The sequence below is a fragment of the Telluria sp. LT1R51-2 genome, from assembly GCF_059685775.1.
The window spans coordinates 3,476,469-3,493,830 of sequence record NZ_JCASIM010000001.1; the positions used below are offsets into that span (position 1 = coordinate 3,476,469).

Annotated in this window: 16 protein-coding genes and 1 tRNA gene; 10 read left to right on the forward strand and 7 right to left on the reverse strand. The window is 64.0% G+C overall.

All coding sequences use genetic code 11. The annotated features are described in order from the left end of the window. Positions 1 to 90: 90 nt before the first annotated feature. On the reverse strand, positions 91 to 759 hold the full coding sequence (locus AC56LH_RS15330) for an ElaB/YgaM/YqjD family protein (RefSeq protein ID WP_499647401.1): 669 nt from the start codon (positions 757 to 759) through the stop codon (positions 91 to 93). A 380-nt stretch (positions 760 to 1,139) separates the two neighbouring features. On the opposite strand from AC56LH_RS15330, the gene AC56LH_RS15335 reads away from it, so the two are divergent. After that, a complete protein-coding gene (locus AC56LH_RS15335; protein ID WP_499647403.1) occupies positions 1,140 to 2,036 on the forward strand; it encodes a cupin-like domain-containing protein in 897 nt (298 codons plus the stop codon). On the opposite strand, the gene AC56LH_RS15340 is transcribed toward AC56LH_RS15335, so the two are convergent. After that, positions 2,033 to 3,958 carry a metallophosphoesterase family protein gene (locus AC56LH_RS15340; RefSeq protein WP_499647405.1) on the reverse strand — a complete coding sequence of 642 codons (1,926 nt, stop codon included), beginning with the start codon at positions 3,956 to 3,958 and terminating at the stop codon, positions 2,033 to 2,035. The genes AC56LH_RS15335 and AC56LH_RS15340 overlap by 4 nt on opposite strands. 293 nt (positions 3,959 to 4,251) lie before the next feature. Here AC56LH_RS15340 and AC56LH_RS15345 point away from each other — a divergent pair, with 293 nt between their 5' ends. Beyond that, a complete protein-coding gene (locus tag AC56LH_RS15345; protein ID WP_499647407.1) occupies positions 4,252 to 5,439 on the forward strand; it encodes a DUF2325 domain-containing protein in 1,188 nt (395 codons plus the stop codon). Positions 5,440 to 5,611: 172 nt separating this feature from the next. Here the strand turns inward: AC56LH_RS15345 and AC56LH_RS15350 are convergent. The 3 genes from AC56LH_RS15350 to pepN form a co-directional block, all read right to left on the reverse strand. After that, a tRNA-Thr gene (locus AC56LH_RS15350) sits at positions 5,612 to 5,687 on the reverse strand. A 161-nt stretch (positions 5,688 to 5,848) separates the two neighbouring features. After that, positions 5,849 to 6,850 carry a class 1 fructose-bisphosphatase gene (locus tag AC56LH_RS15355; RefSeq protein WP_499647409.1) on the reverse strand — a complete coding sequence of 334 codons (1,002 nt, stop codon included), beginning with the start codon at positions 6,848 to 6,850 and terminating at the stop codon, positions 5,849 to 5,851. 27 nt (positions 6,851 to 6,877) lie between these two features. Next, positions 6,878 to 9,535 carry an aminopeptidase N gene (gene pepN / locus AC56LH_RS15360; RefSeq protein ID WP_499647411.1) on the reverse strand — a complete coding sequence of 886 codons (2,658 nt, stop codon included), beginning with the start codon at positions 9,533 to 9,535 and terminating at the stop codon, positions 6,878 to 6,880. Positions 9,536 to 9,723: 188 nt separating this feature from the next. Here pepN and AC56LH_RS15365 point away from each other — a divergent pair, with 188 nt between their 5' ends. Continuing rightward, positions 9,724 to 10,377, forward strand: coding sequence for a DUF4136 domain-containing protein (locus tag AC56LH_RS15365; protein WP_499647413.1), 654 nt, complete (start codon positions 9,724 to 9,726; stop codon positions 10,375 to 10,377). Between the two features lie 69 nt (positions 10,378 to 10,446). On the opposite strand, the gene AC56LH_RS15370 is transcribed toward AC56LH_RS15365, so the two are convergent. Beyond that, positions 10,447 to 10,599, reverse strand: coding sequence for a hypothetical protein (locus AC56LH_RS15370; RefSeq protein WP_499647415.1), 153 nt, complete (start codon positions 10,597 to 10,599; stop codon positions 10,447 to 10,449). Continuing rightward, positions 10,596 to 11,573, reverse strand: coding sequence for a quinone oxidoreductase family protein (locus AC56LH_RS15375; protein ID WP_499647417.1), 978 nt, complete (start codon positions 11,571 to 11,573; stop codon positions 10,596 to 10,598). Before AC56LH_RS15375 ends, AC56LH_RS15370 begins: the two co-directional genes overlap by 4 nt. A 187-nt stretch (positions 11,574 to 11,760) precedes the next feature. Here AC56LH_RS15375 and AC56LH_RS15380 point away from each other — a divergent pair, with 187 nt between their 5' ends. The 7 genes from AC56LH_RS15380 (at position 11,761) to AC56LH_RS15410 (ending at position 17,302) form a co-directional block, all read left to right on the forward strand. Beyond that, positions 11,761 to 12,486, forward strand: a complete 726-nt coding sequence (locus AC56LH_RS15380) for a YebC/PmpR family DNA-binding transcriptional regulator (protein ID WP_183556443.1) — start codon at positions 11,761 to 11,763, stop codon at positions 12,484 to 12,486. Positions 12,487 to 12,499: 13 nt separating this feature from the next. After that, positions 12,500 to 13,765 carry a phosphoribosylamine--glycine ligase gene (purD, locus tag AC56LH_RS15385; protein ID WP_499647419.1) on the forward strand — a complete coding sequence of 422 codons (1,266 nt, stop codon included), beginning with the start codon at positions 12,500 to 12,502 and terminating at the stop codon, positions 13,763 to 13,765. A gap of 81 nt (positions 13,766 to 13,846) precedes the next feature. Beyond that, complete coding sequence (gene hemF, locus AC56LH_RS15390) at positions 13,847 to 14,758, forward strand: oxygen-dependent coproporphyrinogen oxidase (protein WP_499647421.1); 912 nt, start codon at positions 13,847 to 13,849, stop codon at positions 14,756 to 14,758. Next, positions 14,755 to 15,420 carry a nicotinate-nucleotide adenylyltransferase gene (locus tag AC56LH_RS15395; RefSeq protein WP_499647423.1) on the forward strand — a complete coding sequence of 222 codons (666 nt, stop codon included), beginning with the start codon at positions 14,755 to 14,757 and terminating at the stop codon, positions 15,418 to 15,420. Before hemF ends, AC56LH_RS15395 begins: the two co-directional genes overlap by 4 nt. Beyond that, positions 15,420 to 16,148 (forward strand): ribosome silencing factor, encoded by a 729-nt coding sequence (gene rsfS / locus AC56LH_RS15400; RefSeq protein WP_499647425.1) that lies wholly within the window; start codon positions 15,420 to 15,422, stop codon positions 16,146 to 16,148. Before AC56LH_RS15395 ends, rsfS begins: the two co-directional genes overlap by 1 nt. Before the next feature lie 6 nt (positions 16,149 to 16,154). After that, positions 16,155 to 16,625 carry a 23S rRNA (pseudouridine(1915)-N(3))-methyltransferase RlmH gene (gene rlmH, locus AC56LH_RS15405; protein ID WP_183556438.1) on the forward strand — a complete coding sequence of 157 codons (471 nt, stop codon included), beginning with the start codon at positions 16,155 to 16,157 and terminating at the stop codon, positions 16,623 to 16,625. A 59-nt stretch (positions 16,626 to 16,684) separates the two neighbouring features. Next, the gene (locus AC56LH_RS15410; protein WP_499647428.1) at positions 16,685 to 17,302 is read left to right on the forward strand and encodes a Maf family protein; all 618 of its coding nucleotides are present in this window, start codon (positions 16,685 to 16,687) and stop codon (positions 17,300 to 17,302) included. Positions 17,303 to 17,362: the final 60 nt, after the last annotated feature.

Here is a 17,362-nt window from a genome sequence, read left to right on the forward strand (position 1 = left end):
CAAAAAAGCCTGGCCAGCAGATGCTGGTCAGGCTTCGGATCGGCACATCGATGATGCGCCGGAATCAATCCACAATATTAAACTGTGGAATTAATCGCGGTACGAGTTGTAGTCTTTGCGGTAGTCGTTGCGATAATCGTCACGATAGTCGCTACGGTCGCTCGAGCCACCCAGCAGCTTGGCCAGGATGAAGCCGACGCCGACTGCAGCCAGCAGTGCGCTGCCTGGGTTGTTCTTGACGTATTCCTTGCCCTGGGCCGACAGGTCCGAGTATTTCTCGGTGATCTGGGTCGAACGGTCGCCGAATTTCTCTTGCGCGGTGCTGATCAGGCCAGTGACCTTTTCGACGCCTGCGTGTGCCTTCGAAGCGATGTTGTCGACGACTGGCTGAGCGGCTTGCGCTGCCTTGTCGATGGCGCCGTGGGCTTTCTCTGGCGTGATCGACGACATGGCTGCCTTGATGCTGCCAGCGGCGTTTGCTGCGGTGTCGCTGATCGACGATGCGGCCGACGATGCGGTCGACGAGGTCGATGGCGTCGACGACGAACCGGTGGTCGAGCCCGACGTGTTGCCGGCGCCGGTGCTGGCGCTGCTGCCGCTGTTGCCCAGACCGCTGTTGCCGGTCACGCTGCTCGTGCCCAGCGAACCGGTGCCGGTGCTGGTGCCCGACGACGATGCGTTTTGCTGGTTGCCCGAACCTGGGTTCGATGCGTTGGTTGCGTTGATGCCTTTACCCTCGGTAGACTTTTGATTATCCATGATGTAACCCTCATAAAATAGTGATCAACGCGGAGTAGAACGAAATTCGACTAGCACCACATCTTTGATTGAATAAGTCCGATACAACAAGCGGGAACGATCTTGGACTGCGCTACATCAACTTCGGTTCGACCCGGCGTCTCTGTACATTTTCTTAGCGTCCCATCCCGGTTGGCCACCTTGCGGCAACTTTCCGAGTCGCAGTATCGGATTCACTGCGTCGCGATACAAAAAATACAATGGCCACCCGGCGCAGACCGTGCGCTGCCTAACAGAACCATCACATCGGTTCACAAAGCGGTCATTTTGGGTGATTTAGGCGCACTTTACTGACAGCTGACGGTACCATACGCCCCCTATTACTTGCAGGAACGGACGACATGGCAGCAGAGAAGGACCCGGGCGCGGCGCGCCTGCCGCCGCTGCGACGCACGGATGCGGCGCAGGCGGAACAGGACGCGGCAGCGCGCGCGCAGCGCGACGCACAAGTGCGCGGCGTCGACTCGATTCCGGCCATGCGCGAGGCCATCAAGGCCGCGGCCCGTGCCCTGCCCCCGTTCACGCACGTGCCGCGCCTCGCGCGCCTCGATGCGGCGGCATTCCGCACGCATGCGCTGGCCGGCATGCCGTTTCTGGTGACGGACGTGGTCGGGCGCTGGCCAATCGTGCAGCTGGACATGGCCACCCTGCGCGCGCAGTACGGCCACCTGCCCGTGCGTGCGCGCGTGGGCGACTATGTGCACACCGCGCTCGCGCCGGACCGGGCCATGCAGGACATGCTGCTGCGCGACTATCTCGATCTGTCCACGCTGCCCGAATCGGGATTGCCGCCGTATGTGGGCAACCTGGCACTGCGCGAATTGAACCGGCTGTGCCACTGGCCAGCGTATTTCGACAAGATGGGCCCGCCCCGCTTCTGGATCGGCCCGGCGCGCACGATCACGCCGCTGCACTGCGACTATGACGACAATATCTTTGCCCAGATCCGCGGCGTGAAGCGAATCTTCCTCGCCCCGCCCCACCACGACGCGTATTTGTATACGCGGGAAGCCAATCCGCTGCTGTTCGGCTCACCGGTCGATCCGGAAGCGCTGGACGACGCGCGCTTTCCGCTGGCGCGCCAGGCGGCGCTGGTGGAAGTAATCGTCCGGCCGGGCGACATGCTGTATGTGCCGGCCGGCTGGTATCACCAGGTGCGGGCGCTGGAATTTTCGCTGTCGTCGAACCGCTGGGCGCGCGGATTGCCACTGGCGCTGGCGAGTCGGCAGCCTGATTAGGCGGCCTTCTTCGGTCGTTCGATTGCGGGCTCGGCCGACTTTTCCTCGCCCAGCTTCAAAAATTGCGTGGAAGGCCGGCCATCGGCATTGTGCTGCACGATGCGCTCGGGCCGGCCCTTCGCATCGAGCCAGACCTGACCGATGCCGGAACCATTCCACAGGCGCTCGCCGTGCTTGCGCTGGTCGGGCAGGTGCGGCGTAATCGACATGGCGCGCCGCTTGGTGAACCAGTTCAGCGGCGAGCGCGGCGAATACAGCCAGCGATTGAGGCGGTCGAGCCAGTTGAGCAGGTCTTCAGGGAATTCGTTCTTGAAGCCGCTGCTGGTGATCTGCCAGATATGCGGCGGCCGGGTGTCGTCGCGCACTTCGACGTCGTAAGCAAACGAATAATGCACGTCGCCCGACAGGATCACGTAGTTGCCCGGTGTGCGCGAGTGGCGGAAGATGTTCAGCAGGCTGCGGGCCGCGCCGCGGTGCGCCATCCAGTTCTCGGCGTCGACGGTCAGGGCCTGGCCCATCAGCGTCGCAATCTTCTGCACCACCTCGATCAGCTTCACGCCGAACATCGGCGCCGCCGACACGATTACCGCGGCCGTCTCATCGATCAGCTCATGCTGGAATTCGGTCAACGACTCCCAGTCCATCAGGCCCGACGGATGGCTCGGGCGACGCTGGTTGCGCCAGCGCCGCGTGCGGGTATCGAGCACGATGACGGCCGGCTGCGTGCGCAGCATGTAATCCCACTGGCGGAACGTCAGCAGCCGCTCGATCAGCGCGCCATGCGGTTCGGGTTCGAGGCGGTTCTTGCTATCGGGCCTGGCGGCCATCGCCGCCATGTCGTCGAGCACCTCGCCGAAGACATCGGGCCGGTTGCCCCAGCCCTGGCACAGCATGTAGGCCACCAGTGCATTGCCCATGATGCGGCGCGAAAACGGGTGGCCGTAGGCGGTTTTTTCCCACTTGTACGACAGGTTCCAGTCATCCGTGACGTCGTGGTCATCGAAGATCATCAGGGTCTGCACGTGCGCCATCAGGCGCGCGGCGCGTGGCAACTCGTCGCAGAAGCCGTGAATGATGCCGGCTTCGTCGTGCCAGCGCTCCTGGTGCTTGGGGTCGAGCTGGGGCATCGCGATCTCGCCAATCACCTGCCACGGCACCGGCGACCAGACCAGCAGGTACATCGCCAGTACTTCGCCCAGCGTCATCAGGTGGTTATAAGCGTTGGCCGTCGTGAAGATCGGCTTTTCCACGCCGCCGAAGAACTTCTCGCGCAGCGCCTCGCTCGACTTATGCGCCGGCAGCAGGCGCTGGCGGCCATAGTAGCCGTCGGGATGGGCGTACAACTCGTCGCTGTCGGCGACGATGGCGCCTTCGACGCATTCGCCGAACAGGCCCAGACGCTCGATCAGCGCGTGGGTCGCGCCCAGCATCGGGCCGGCCACGTCGTCGGCATACACCTGGTCGCCGGCCAGCAGCAGCATCGACGGGCGCTCGCCGGCCTGATCCACGTGCCCGGCAATCAGATCGTCGCCCCGCGCCAGGCCGTCGCGCGACGGGTGATGGGGCTTGCGGCACGAGCCATAAAGGATGTTGTCGGAGCGGCTGCGCAGCACCATATTGGGCATCGCGGCGCCGTCGTGCACCAGATGCGGCGCCCATGCAGCGATGCCCTGTTCGACGCCTTCGACATCCGTCAGCAACAGGTCGTAGTCGATCAGCGTGTCCTGCGGCAGCGGCTCGGGCAGCGTGACATCGATAAAGTGAATGTGCGCATCGCGCCCGATCGGAATGATGCGGCACGAGGCTTCATCGACCACCAGCCGCTGCGCCTCGCCGCCATGCGGTTCCAGCACCAGGGTGAAGGACAACGGCGTGCTGCCGACCAGCCAAAGGACGAGACGGCCAGGTTCGAGGCGGCGCAACAGGGGGCCGACGAGGACGGATGGGAGGCCGTTGGGGGTGTGTATGTGGATCACGCGGACGACGGCTGGCTGTGAAAAAAGTCGGGTCAGTGTAACAGAGCCATCTGGAAATCAAAGTTGCTTATCCATCCGCGCGGGTATGCATGATCACGTCAGATGCGCTCTCGGCGATATCAAGGAAGTTGTAAATTCTGCTTGCACGGCGCGCAGACTGCGATAGAATAAATGAGAATCATTATCATTTGATGGAGGGCACTGTCCTCCTGCCACTTTCTGTGCCAAGAGGATCTGCCATGTGCGACAAACACGCTTCGACCGTACCCTGCTCCAACGATGGCGCGCAGAGCTCGCGCCGGCGGCGCGTCTGGGAGTTGTCGCATGCGTCGCATTGCCCGCTGGTGGGCGTGGGGCTGCCGTTGAATGGTTTGCGCAAGTTGGTCGAGAAAGTGACTGGCGGGAAGGTGCTGCATGACGATTACGATATCCACGTCGGCACCGTCAGCGAATGCGCATTGCGCACGCCTGTCGCCGATGCGGTTCAGAAAGAGCTCGAACGTCGCTATGCGCAGCATATCCAGCGCTTCCGCGCAGCCAAGACCACCGAACAGGTCGAAGCGATGTGGGCGGCGGCCGTTGCGGCGGGCGATGTGGCTGGCGCATTCTGGGCTGGCCTGTCACATCCCCGCTGCACGGTGGCGCTCGAAGAGAAGATGTGCCGCGATATCCACATGGTCCAGCACCAGGCCGGCGCCTGCGCCCGCGCCGATCTCAACAAGTTCAATGCGATCGTCGCCGACCATTCCCGGCTCGAACGCGAGGTCGTCCGCCTGCAGGAGCGCTGCAACGCGCTGGCGCACGAAAAGGCGCTTGACGCCGAGCGCCATGAGCAGCTCTTGATGACCGCGCGCGCCGCCACCATTGCGCGGGATGGCGATGTCGCCACCCTGCGCGCCGAGCTGGCGCGGCTGCAAGCCAGCATCCCCGACCTCGATACCCGCGAACGCATGGCTGAACGCATCGCGCAACTGGAAGCGCGCGAGCAGGCCCTGCGCTCGCAGGTCGCTGAACTGAAGACATTGCGCCCTGCCGCACCCGATGCCGAAGCGGCTCCCGCGCCGACGGAGGAACCCGTCGCCGTTCCCGTTGCGATGCCGGTACGGCTGCACAACCGCGCCGTGCTGTGCGTTGGCGGGCGCAGCAGCAGCGTACCAATCTACCGCACGATGATCGAACGGGTCGGCGCCCAGTTCGCGCACCACGACGGTGGCCTGGAAGACAGCAGCAGCCAGCTCGATGCCAGCCTGGCCGCTGCCGACCTGGTGATTTGCCAGACCGGCTGCATCAGCCACAGCGCCTACTGGCGCGTGAAAGACCATTGCAAGCGCCATGGCAAGCGCTGCGTGTTCGTCGACAATCCGAGCGTGTCGAGCCTGGCGCGCGGGTTGCAGGAAGCTGCGACCGAGGATGTCCAGCCTGGTTGACGGCCTGCGATCGGCCAGCACGCGGCTCGCCGCCATCCTGGCCTCACGCGGCGCAGTATTCGATCGACACAGGACTGCGTGCCGCCAGCGATCATCAGCCCATACAGCGCGCGAACAAGAAAAAAGGGTTACCGGCCGAAGCCTGTAACCCTTTTTTCTGACTAACTAATTTTGGTGCCGCTGACCGGAATCGAACTGGTGACCTTCGCATTACGAATGCGCTGCTCTACCGACTGAGCTACAGCGGCGAAACCTGTGCTTCGCCTTCCATCATGCCCGACAAACAAGCCGTCGCTCACGAAAGAGCCGTATTCTAGCAAACAAACCGGCAACCTTGCTAGTGTGTATCGCGTCACTTTCGCAAGATTTCCGGTTTGCCTAATTTATACGCAGGCGAGCAGGTGGGCCATCAGCCCGCGTGATAGCCCGTAACCACATCCACTTCTTCCTTCGAACCCAAAAACACCGGCACGCGCTGATGCAGCTTGGTCGGCTGGATATCGAGAATGCGGCCCTGGCCGTCGGTGGCGGCGCCGCCCGCCTGCTCGACGATCATCGCCATCGGATTGGCTTCGTACATCAGGCGCAGCTTGCCTGGCATGCTGGTGTCGCGCAGGTCGGCCGGGTACATGAAGACGCCGCCGCGGGTCAGGATGCGGTGCACGTCGGCCACCATCGAGGCGACCCAGCGCATATTGAAGTCCTTGCCGCGCGGGCCGGTCGAGCCTGCCAGCAGTTCGTCGACGTAACGCTTCACCGGCGGATGCCAGTGGCGCTGGTTCGACATATTGATCGCGAATTCCTTGGTCGCTGCCGGAATCTGCATATCGCTCTGGGTCAGCACCCACGAACCCTGCTCGCGGTCGAGCGTGAAGCAGTGCACGCCGTTGCCGGTCGTGAGCACCAGCATCGTCTGCGGGCCGTACACGGCGTAACCGGCGGCCACCTGCGTGCTGCCGGCCTGCAAAAAGTCCTGCTCGGTCGGGTCCTGCATGCCTTCCGGCGCCTTGAGCACCGAGAAGATCGTGCCGATCGACACGTTGACGTCGATGTTCGACGAGCCGTCCAGCGGATCGAACAGCAGCAGGAACTCGCCCTTCGGATAGCGGCTCGGGATCTGGCGGATGGTTTCCATTTCTTCGGACGCCATCGCGGCCAGGTGACCGCCCCACTCGTTTGCTTCCAGCAGGATTTCGTTGGAGATCACGTCGAGCTTTTTCTGCACTTCGCCCTGGATGTTTTCGGTGTCGGCACTGCCGAGCACTTCGCCCAGCGCGCCTTTGCTCACCGAATAGCTGATGCGCTTGCAGGCGCGGGCCACGACTTCGATCAGCAGGCGCAACTCCGCATTGATGCTCTGGTGCTGGCGTTGCTCTTCCACCAGGTACTGCGTCAGACTTACGCGTTTCATGGGTTCCTCAGGTTGTGTTGAATATGTTTAGTTGGCCAGCGCCTTGCCGACGATCTCGCGCACGTCGTTCGACAGCTTGACCTGCCCCGCCACCTTCTGCAAGGCTTCGCGCATCTGCCACTGCAGGGCCGGCGCGTAACGGCGCCAGCGGTCCATGGCGCGCGCCAGGCGGCTGGCCACTTGCGGGTTCAGTGCGTCGAGTGCGATCACTTGCTCGGCCCAGAAGGCGTAGCCGCTGCCATCCGGCGCGTGGAACTGTACCGGATTGTTCACGCAGAACATCGCCACCAGGCTGCGCGCGCGGTTCGGGTTGCGCAGCGTGAAGGCCGGGTGCGTCATCAGCGCGCGCACGGCGGCCAGGTCGGTGGTCGGGCTTGACGCCTGCATCGCGAACCATTTGTCCACGACCAGAGCCTCGTTCTGGAATTCGTCATAGAACACGGCCAGCGCGTCGGCCGCCTGCGGCACGCGCGCGGCGACCAGGGCAGAGAGCGCTGCGGCGCGGTCGGTCATGTTGTCGGCTTCATCGAACTGGCGCTGCGCCAGTGCGACGCTGGCGGCGTCCGGCGCGGCGTTCAGGTAGGCCAGGGCCAGGTTCTTCAGGGCGCGCTTGCCGGCCGAGGCTGCGTCCGGGCTGTAGGGTCCGGGCGTGGCGTTGGCCTCGTACTGGGCCATGAGCTCGCTGCGCAGGCGCGCACCGAGGTCGGCGCGCACGAACTGGCACGCGACGTGCACGGCCAGTGGATCGACGCACTCGAGCTGCTCGGCCACCATCGATTCGGACGGCAGCGTCAGGCACTGCTCGCGGAAGGCCGGATCGAGCGTCTCGTCGACCAGGATCTTGCGCAGCGCCTCGATGAAGGTCTCGTCCAGGTTCAGGCTGGCGGCGGCATCGTCCTTGCTACCTGCTTCGCCGGTCAGTTTCAACAGGCGCTCCATGGCCAGGCGCTGGCCCGCTTCCCAGCGGTTGACCGGATCGCTGTCGTGGCTGAACAGGTGCAGCAGGTCGGCATCGGTGTAGCCGCCCTGCAGGATGACCGGCGCCGAAAAGTCGCGCAGCACCGAGGCGACCGGTTGCCCGGCCACACCCGTGAAGACGAAGGTCTGCTCGGCCTCGGTCAGCTCGAGCACGGCGGTGGTGCCGCGCTGCTGGCCATCGACGACGAGTGGCATGTCGGCGCCGGCGGCGTCGAGCAGGCCAACGGCCACCGGGATGTGGAACGGCAGTTTTTCGGGTTGGCCGGGCGTGGCCGGGCACGTCTGGAACAGCGTGAGCGTATAGGTCTGCGCGGCCTCGTCCCAGCGGCCCTCGAAGCGCAGCACCGGCGTGCCGGCCTGGCTGTACCAGCGCTCGAATTGCCCCAGTTCGCGGTTGTTGGCGTCGGCCATCGCGTGGCGGAAGTCGTCGCACTCGACGGCTTGCTCGTCATGGCGCGCGAAGTACAGGTCCATGCCCTTGCGGAAACCGTCAACGCCAAACAGCGTCTGGTACATGCGCACGACTTCGGCGCCTTTTTCGTACACCGTCACGGTATAGAAATTGTTGATCTCGACAAACGAGTCGGGCCGCACCGGGTGCGCCATGGGGCCGGCGTCTTCCGGGAACTGGGCCTGGCGCAGCGTGCGCACCTGGTCGATGCGGGTGACGGCGCGCCCGGTGGCGGTGCCGATCATGTCGGCGGTGAATTCCTGGTCACGGAACACCGTCAAGCCTTCTTTCAGCGACAGCTGGAACCAGTCGCGGCACGTCACGCGGTTGCCGGTCCAGTTGTGGAAGTATTCGTGCGCCACCACCGCCTCGATGCCCTGGAAGTCGATGTCGGTGGCCACGCGCGGGTTGGCCAGCACGAACTTGGTGTTGAAGATGTTCAGGCCCTTGTTTTCCATCGCGCCCATATTGAAGTCGCTGGTGGCGACGATCATGAAGCGGTCCAGGTCGAGCTCGAGTCCGTATTTTTCTTCGTCCCAGCGGATGCTGTGCTTGAGCGACTGCATCGCGTAATCGGTCTTGTCCAGGTTACCGTCCTCGACCCACACCTGCAGCAGCGCGTCGCGACCGTCGGCCAAGCGGAAGGTTTCTTCCTGGCAGACCAGTTGCGCGGCCACCAGGGCGAACAGGTAGGACGGCTTCTTGAACGGGTCTTCCCACAGTGCATAGTGGCGGCCATCGTCCAGGTCGCCTTCTTCGAGCAGATTGCCGTTGGACAGCAACACCGGATAGCGGGCCTTGTCGGCGCGCAGCATCACGGTGAACTTGGCCATCACGTCCGGACGGTCCGGGAAGTACGTGATGCGGCGGAAGCCTTCGGCTTCGCACTGCGTGAAGAAGTTGCCGTTGGACACGTACAAGCCGCTCAACGTCGTGTTTTTATCGGGTGCGCACAGCGATTCGATCTCGAGCACCACATCGTCCGGCGCCGAGCGGATCGTCAACAGGTTGTTGGCCAGCGTGTAGTCGCGCTTGCCCAGCAGCTTGCCATTCAGGCGCAGCGCCACCAGCTCGATGTCTTCGCCGTGCAGTTCGATGCCGCGCGTAGTGGCGGCCGGGTTGCGCCGCAGCGTAAGCCGGCTGGCCACGACGGTGCGCGCCGGGTCCAGGTCGAAGCCCAGTTCGACGGTATCCACCAGATAGCTGGGCGGGGTATAGTCCTTGCGGAAGATGGTCTGGGGCGTATCGGGGCGCATGGTGGGCTCGGGCTGACACAGTGGATGAGGGGCTTATTTTACCAACAAGCTTTTGGATCGCCGCCGACGAATTGCCATGTATCGCTTTGTATGCACGGTAACCGGGTGTAAAAGTGGCTCCACCGAATCTGAACAACGGGTAATCTTGAAGATCGGGGAAAGACCGACAAGACAAACGGGAGATTTGCATGAAACGCTTCATCACCATCGCTCTGGGTACCGCGTTCGCGTTGCTGCTGGGCGGCTGCGCGACGAGCATCCGCAGCGATGTCACCACGTTCCACCAATGGCCGGCGCAGATTGCCGACAAGAGCTATGTGTTTGAAGTCCCTTCACCGCAGGACGATACCCTCGAGTGGCGCAGCTACCAGAACCTGGTGCGTGGCCAGCTGGCACGCCAGGGCTTCCGCGATGCCAACGGCGCAACGCCGGAGTTGACGGTATCGATGCGCTTTACCACCACCGACGTGCCGGTGCGCGTGATCGAACCGTTGATGACGCCGTATTTCTATCCGAGCGCGCGCTTCGGCTACGGCGGCTACCGCGGCGGCTTCAACCGCCGCTACTGGGGCGGCTGGTACAGCCCGTTCTACGATCCGTTCTGGGGCCCGTACCCGTCCTACCAGACCTCGATCGAGCACCAGTACCGGCGCGAGCTGCAGGTGGCGATCAAGTCGTCGCGCGACGGCAAGCGCCTGTTCGAAGTAACCGTGCACAACACGAGCCGCAATATGTCGACGCCTGAAGTCATGCCAGCGCTGGTGCAAAGCGCGTTCGAGGGCTTCCCTGGCCAGTCGGGCGTGGCACGCCGCGTCGTGGTGACGAAGGAACCGGGCGCTTGACCAGGCCTTGAAGACGGACCGAAAGCCAGGCAACGCTGCCTGGCTTTTTTTACGTCCGCCCATTTACTGCTAACTGAAATACGCCTCCGACCCGAACGTGATGGCCACGACCAGCAGCAAGGCCAGCACCAGCACGACCAGCAGCCGCCCGAATTTCGGCGCGCCATCGCCCGTCGGCCGCGATGGCGGCGCAAACGGCGACTCGTCACGGGTATCCCTCATGGCAGCAGCACCGTCGAGCCCGTGGTGCGGCGCGACTCCAGCGCGCGGTGCGCATCGGCCGCCTGCGCCAGCGGGAACGTCTGGTTGACGTTGATGGTCACCTTGCCGCTCGTGACCATCTCGAACAACTCGGCCGACATCGCTTCGGCTTCCTGCTGATTGGTCATGTAGTCGAACAGGGTCGGGCGCGTGATGTACAGCGAACCGCGCTTGGCCAGCTCGCCAGGCGTGAACGGTTCCACGGCGCCGGACGCATTGCCGAAGCTGACCATCAGGCCGCGCCGCTGCAGGCAGTCGAGCGACGCGGCAAACGTGTCCTTGCCCACTGAGTCATACACCACCGGCACGCCGACCCCGCCCGTGATCTCTTTCACACGCGCGACGATGTCCTCGTCGTTGTAGTTGATGACATGCGCAGCGCCATGCGCCAGCGCCAGTTCGCCCTTCTCTTTGGAGCCGACGGTGCCGATCAATTTCACGCCAAGGGCGCGGGCCCACTGGCAGGCGATCAGGCCCACGCCGCCGGCTGCGGCGTGGAACAGGATTGTCTGGCCGGCCTTCAGCGGGTAGGTCGAGCGAAACAGGTATTGCACCGTCAGGCCCTGCAGCATCATGGCCGCTGCCGTCTCGAACGAGATCGCGTCGGGCAGCTTGACGACAACCGCGGCCGGCATCACGCGCAGCTCGGCGTAGGCGCCGTTGGGCCCGCCGGCGTACGCGACGCGGTCGCCCGGCTGCACGTTGGTCACGCCCTCGCCCACCGCCTTGACCACGCCCGCGCCTTCCTTGCCCAGGCCGCCGGGTAGCGGCTGCGGGTACAGGCCGGTGCGAAAATACACGTCGATGAAGTTCAGGCCGATCGCGTGCTGACGCAGCAGGATCTCGCCCGGGCCGGGCGCGCCCACGTCGACATCGACATACTCCATCACCTCGGGGCCGCCATTGGCGGCGATGCGGATTGCTTTGGCGTGCATGCAGTTCTCCTTTGTGTGCACCAAGAATACCGTATTCGTGCTCGTCGGCGGCGAAAGCACCGGCGCGCCAGACTGTTGTTTCCATGCCGATTCGCGCCCCCGGCTTGATGGCCCTTGGACCTTTTTGCAAGGGGGCGCTATGCTAGAATGTCGGCCACTCTTGCATACCGTCTAAGGAATTCTCGACATGGCTGGACACAGCAAATGGGCCAATATCAAGCACAAAAAGGCCGCAACTGACGCCAAGCGCGGCAAGATCTGGACGCGCCTGATCAAGGAAATCACCGTCGCCGCGCGCATGGGCGGCAGCGACATCCCGTCCAATCCGCGCCTGCGCCTGGCAGTCGAGAAGGCGGCCGATGCGAACATGCCGAAAGATAACGTCACGCGCGCGATCCAGCGCGGTTCGGGCGAACTCGAAGGCGTCAACTACGAAGAAGTGCGCTACGAAGGCTATGGCATCGGCGGCGCGGCGATCATCGTCGAGTGCCTGACCGACAACCGCGTGCGGACCGTGGCCGAAGTGCGCCACGCGTTCAGCAAGAACGGCGGCAATATGGGCACCGAAGGTTCGGTTGCGTTCATGTTCCAGCACACGGGCCAGTTCCTGTTCGCGCCGGGCGTGGACGAAGACAAGCTGATGGAAGCGGCGCTCGAAGCCGGCGCCGACGATGTCGCGGCCGACGACGAAGGCGGCTTCGAAGTGCTGTGCGATCCGCACGCCTTCGCGTCGGTGAAAGAAGCGCTCGAAGCGGCCGGCTTCAAGGCCGAAGTGGCCGAAGTCATCATGAAACCCGCCACCGAAACGGTGTTCACGGGCGACGACGCGATCAAGATGCAAAAGCTGCTCGATGCACTGGAAAACCTGGACGACGTCCAGGAAGTGTTCACCAACGCCGTGATCGACGAATAACCTGGTAGGCAATATGAAAATTCTCGTAGTCGGCTCGGGCGGCCGCGAACACGCGCTGGCGTGGAAACTGGCCCAATCGGAACGCGTGCAGACGGTGTTCGTCGCTCCCGGCAACGGCGGCACCGAGCTCGACACGCGCCTGGTGACGGTCGACCTGCACGAGCCGCAGGCGCTGGCCGACTTCGTCGTGGCCGAGCACATCGCGCTGACGCTGGTGGGCCCTGAAGTACCGCTGGCTGCCGGCATCGTCAACCTGTTCCGCTCGCGCGGCCTGAAGATCTTCGGCCCCACCCGCGAAGCAGCCCAGCTCGAGAGCTCGAAAGATTTCGCCAAGTCGTTCATGCAGCGCCACGGCATCCCGACCGCGAAGTACGAGACATTCTCTGATGCCGCTGCGGCCCACGCCTACATCGACGCCAACGGCGCCCCGATCGTCATCAAGGCCGACGGCCTGGCGGCCGGCAAGGGCGTTGTCGTCGCCATGACGCTGGAAGAAGCGCATGGCGCGGTAGAGCATATGCTGGCCGATAACGCCTTTGGCGACGCCGGCGCACGCATCGTCATCGAAGAATTCCTGGCCGGCGAAGAAGCCAGCTTCATCGTCATGTGCGACGGCAAGAACGTGCTGGCCCTGGCCACGAGCCAGGACCACAAGCGCCTGAAAGACCACGACCAGGGCCCGAACACGGGCGGCATGGGTGCGTACTCGCCGGCGCCGATCGTCACGCCGTCGATGCATGCGCGCGTGATGCGCGAAATCATCAACCCGACCATCCAGGGCATGGCGCGCGACGGCATTCCGTTCACGGGCTTCCTGTACGCCGGCCTGATGATCGATGCCGACGGCAATCCGCGCACGCTCGAATTCAACTGCCGCATGGGCGACCCGGAAACCCAGCCGATCATGGCGCGCCTGAAAAGCGACTTCGCCACCGTGCTGGAGCACGCCTGCAACGGCACGCTCGACACGGTCGAACTCGAATGGGACCGCCGCACCGCCGTGGGCGTCGTGATGGCCGCCGCTGGCTACCCCGACAGTCCGCGCAAGGGCGACGTCATCGACGGCATCCCGCCCGAAGTACCCGAATGCGTCACCTTCCACGCCGGCACGCGCGTCGTGGGCGGCACGCTGCAGGCCAGTGGCGGCCGCGTGCTATGCGTCGTGGGTCTGGGCGACAGCGTCAAGATGGCGCAGAAGCGCGCCTACGAGACGGTCGAGAAGATCCACTTCAATGGCGCGCAGTACCGGCGCGACATCGGCTGGCGCGGCATTAAGTAAGCACCATCCTCACAACGAGTGACCACCACGTGCGCAGGTGTACAATCTGCGCTCTTTTCATTTCCCGACCGCGATCGTTCCATGCCATCCCTTCATAGCGCAGCCATCAAGGCCTGGTTGCTCGACCTCCAGGCACGTATCGTCCAGGACCTCGAACAGGTCGATGGCAAGCCATTCCTGCGCGACGCATGGGAACGGCCCGAAGGCGGCGGTGGCATCTCGCGCCTGATCGAAGAAGGCAATGTGTTCGAGCGCGGCGGCGTGAACTTTTCGCACGTGATGGGCGCTGCCCTGCCCCCGTCGGCCAGCGCCGTGCGCCCCGAACTGGCAGGCCGCGCCTGGGAAGCAATGGGCGTGTCGCTGGTGCTGCATCCGCGCAATCCATACGCGCCGACGGTGCACATGAACGTGCGGTTTTTCGAAGCGACCGCGCCCGGCGAAGAGCCGGTCTGGTGGTTCGGCGGCGGCATGGACCTCACGCCGTACTACGGCGACGAGGCCGACGCGCGCCACTTCCACCAGAGCTGCCACGACGCGCTGGCGCCGTTCGGTCCGACGCTGCATCCGCGCTTCAAGACCTGGTGCGACGAGTATTTTTATCTGAAGCACCGCAAGGAAGCGCGCGGCGTGGGCGGCATCTTTTTCGACGACCTGAACGAACTGGGGTTCGAGCAGTCGTGCGCGCTGATGCAAAGCGTCGGCAACAGCTTTACCACGGCCTACCTGCCGATCCTGACGCGCCACAAGGACCGCCCATACGGCGAGCGCGAGCGCGATTTCCAGGCTTACCGGCGCGGCCGTTATGTCGAGTTCAACCTGGTGTGGGACCGCGGCACGCTGTTCGGCCTGCAATCGGGCGGGCGCACCGAGGCGATCCTGATGTCGATGCCGCCGATCGTCAAGTGGCGCTACGACTGGCACCCCGAGCCGGGCAGCCCGGAAGCGCGCCTGACGACCGACTTTTTGCCGCACCGGGACTGGCTCGCGCCGTGACGGCCTGCATCGCCGTGCTGGGCGGCAGCTTCGATCCGGTGCACCTCGGCCATGTCGCGCTGGGCCAATTGTTTTGCGGCTTGTTGCAGGCGGACGAATTGCGCATCCTGCCCGCCGGCCGCCCCTGGCAAAAGAACGGCATGGAAGCGGGTGACGCGCATCGCATCGCGATGCTCGAACTGGCGTTCAGACCACTGAACAACGACCAGTTGCACGTCGTGTTCGACCTGCAGGAAATCGAACGCACGACGCCAACCTACACGGTCGAGACCTTGCGCGCGCTGCGCCGGGAACTCGGCCCGCAGGTATCGATCGTATTCCTGATGGGCGCCGACCAGCTGCGCAATCTGGATACCTGGAATGAATGGCGCGAACTGTTCGCGCTGGCCAACCTCGGCGTGGCCACGCGCCCTGGGTACGACCTGGCGCAAGAAACCTTGCCGCCACCGGTGGCACAAGAATTGTCGACGCGCCTTGCGACGCCCGACACCGTGCGCGCAAGCAGCCACGGAAAAGTTTGCCTCGCACCGACGCTGGACGTCGACATTTCGTCAAGCCGCATTCGTGCGGCCTTGCACGCGGGCCAGGAAGCGGACGCAAACGCGCTCGCAATGGCGCAAGTGCTAGACTATATTCAACAACATAACCTGTACAAAAACTAATGGATCTCAAGAAACTTCAAACCCTCGTCGTTGACGCCCTGGAAGATGTCAAGGGCCAGGACATCGTCATGTTCGACACGACGCACCTGACCAGCCTGTTCGACCGCATCGCCGTCGTCTCGGGCACCTCGAATCGCCAGACCAAGTCGCTGGCCGCATCGGTGCGCGACAAGGTCAAGGCTGCCGGCGGCGACGTCATCGGCATGGAAGGCGAGGACACCGGTGAATGGGTGCTGGTCGACCTGGGCGACATCATCGTCCACATCATGCAGCCGGCCATTCGCCAGTACTACCGCCTCGAAGAAATCTGGGGCGAAAAGCCGGTCAAGCTGGGCGCCGCCAAGCGCAAGTCGACCGCTGAAGGCGCTGAGGCCGACGAAGCCAAGCCGAAGTCGAAGCACCTTGCCGCCAACCAGGACAAGGTCGAGGCCAAGCCGGTCAACGAACGTAAACCTGCCGCCAAGCGCGCCGCCACCGTCGCCAAGACCATCGCTGCCGAAGGCCCTGCTGCCGCCAAGAAGCCGGCTGCCAAGAAGGTTGCCGCCAAGGCCGTCCCAAGCGGCAAGACCGTGAAGGTCGGCCCGAGCAAGACCGAGACCGCCGCTGTCGAAGCGACCAAGGCCAAGCCGCCAAAGCGCGCCGTGAAAGCTGCCGCGCCGAAAGAAGCGCCAGCGGTCGAGGCGCCAGCCAAGAAAGTGATCCGTCGTATCAAGAAGGATGCCGAGTAAGCGTCCATGCAATTGATCATTGCCGCGGTCGGTCACAAGATGCCGGCCTGGATCGAGTCGGGTTTCACCGAGTACACGAAGCGCATGCCACCCGAGCTGCGCATCGTGCTCAAGGAAATCAAGCCGGTCGAGCGCTCTGGCAGCAAGACCGCCGCCACGGCGATGGCGCTCGAACGCGAGCGCATCGAAGCGGTCTTGCCCAAGGGCGTCCGCATCATCGCGCTCGACGAGCGCGGCCGCGACCTGACGAGCGTCGGCCTGTCGCAGCAGCTGGAAACCTGGCAACGTGACGGGCGCGACACCGCATTCCTGATCGGTGGCGCCGATGGTCTCGATCCCGAGCTCAAGGCGCGTGCCGAGGGCCTGATCCGTATTTCCAGCATGACGCTGCCGCACGGTATGGTGCGGGTCATGCTGGCGGAGCAGTTATATCGTGCCTGGTCAATCACCCAGAATCACCCTTACCACCGGGTCTGAATTTTGCTTTTGCAGTAATTCCTTACCTGCCCGACAGCCTTGCCTGATCGTCCGAATCGATGAGAAACAACCAGAACAAGATCTACCTCGCTTCGAAAAGCCCGCGCCGACGCGAATTGCTGCGCCAGATTGGCGTTGACTTCGAGCTGATGCTGCTGCGCAGTGATCCGGCCCGCGCGGTCGACGTCAGCGAAGACGTGCTGTCGGACGAAGACGTGCACCATTACGTGGCGCGCGTTGCCAAGGAAAAAGGCGCGTTTGCCTTCAACCTGCTCCTGCAACGGCGCCAGCCGCTGCGCCCGGTATTGACGGCAGACACCACTGTCACGATCGATGGCGAAATTCTCGGCAAGCCAGCGGATAACCGAGAGGCGATCGCCATGCTCGAGCGCCTGTCAGGTCGTACGCACCAGGTGCTGACCTCGGTCGCCGTGCACGCCGAACGCGTGGCCGAGCAAGTTACGCAAGTATCGAACGTGCGCTTTGCCAAACTCACGCCGGAACAGATCCGCGCCTATTGCGCCACACCCGAGCCGTACGACAAGGCCGGCGGTTATGGCATTCAAGGCCCGGCGGCGCTGTTCATCGAGCACATCGAAGGCAGCCACTCCGGCATCATGGGCCTGCCCCTGTTCGAGACCGCCAGTTTGCTGCGCAAGGCGGGCCTGACGGTCTGAATTGATCGCCTTCCCGCCCCGGCGATGCCCCGTGAGCGTGTATCATGATCACCCTGAACA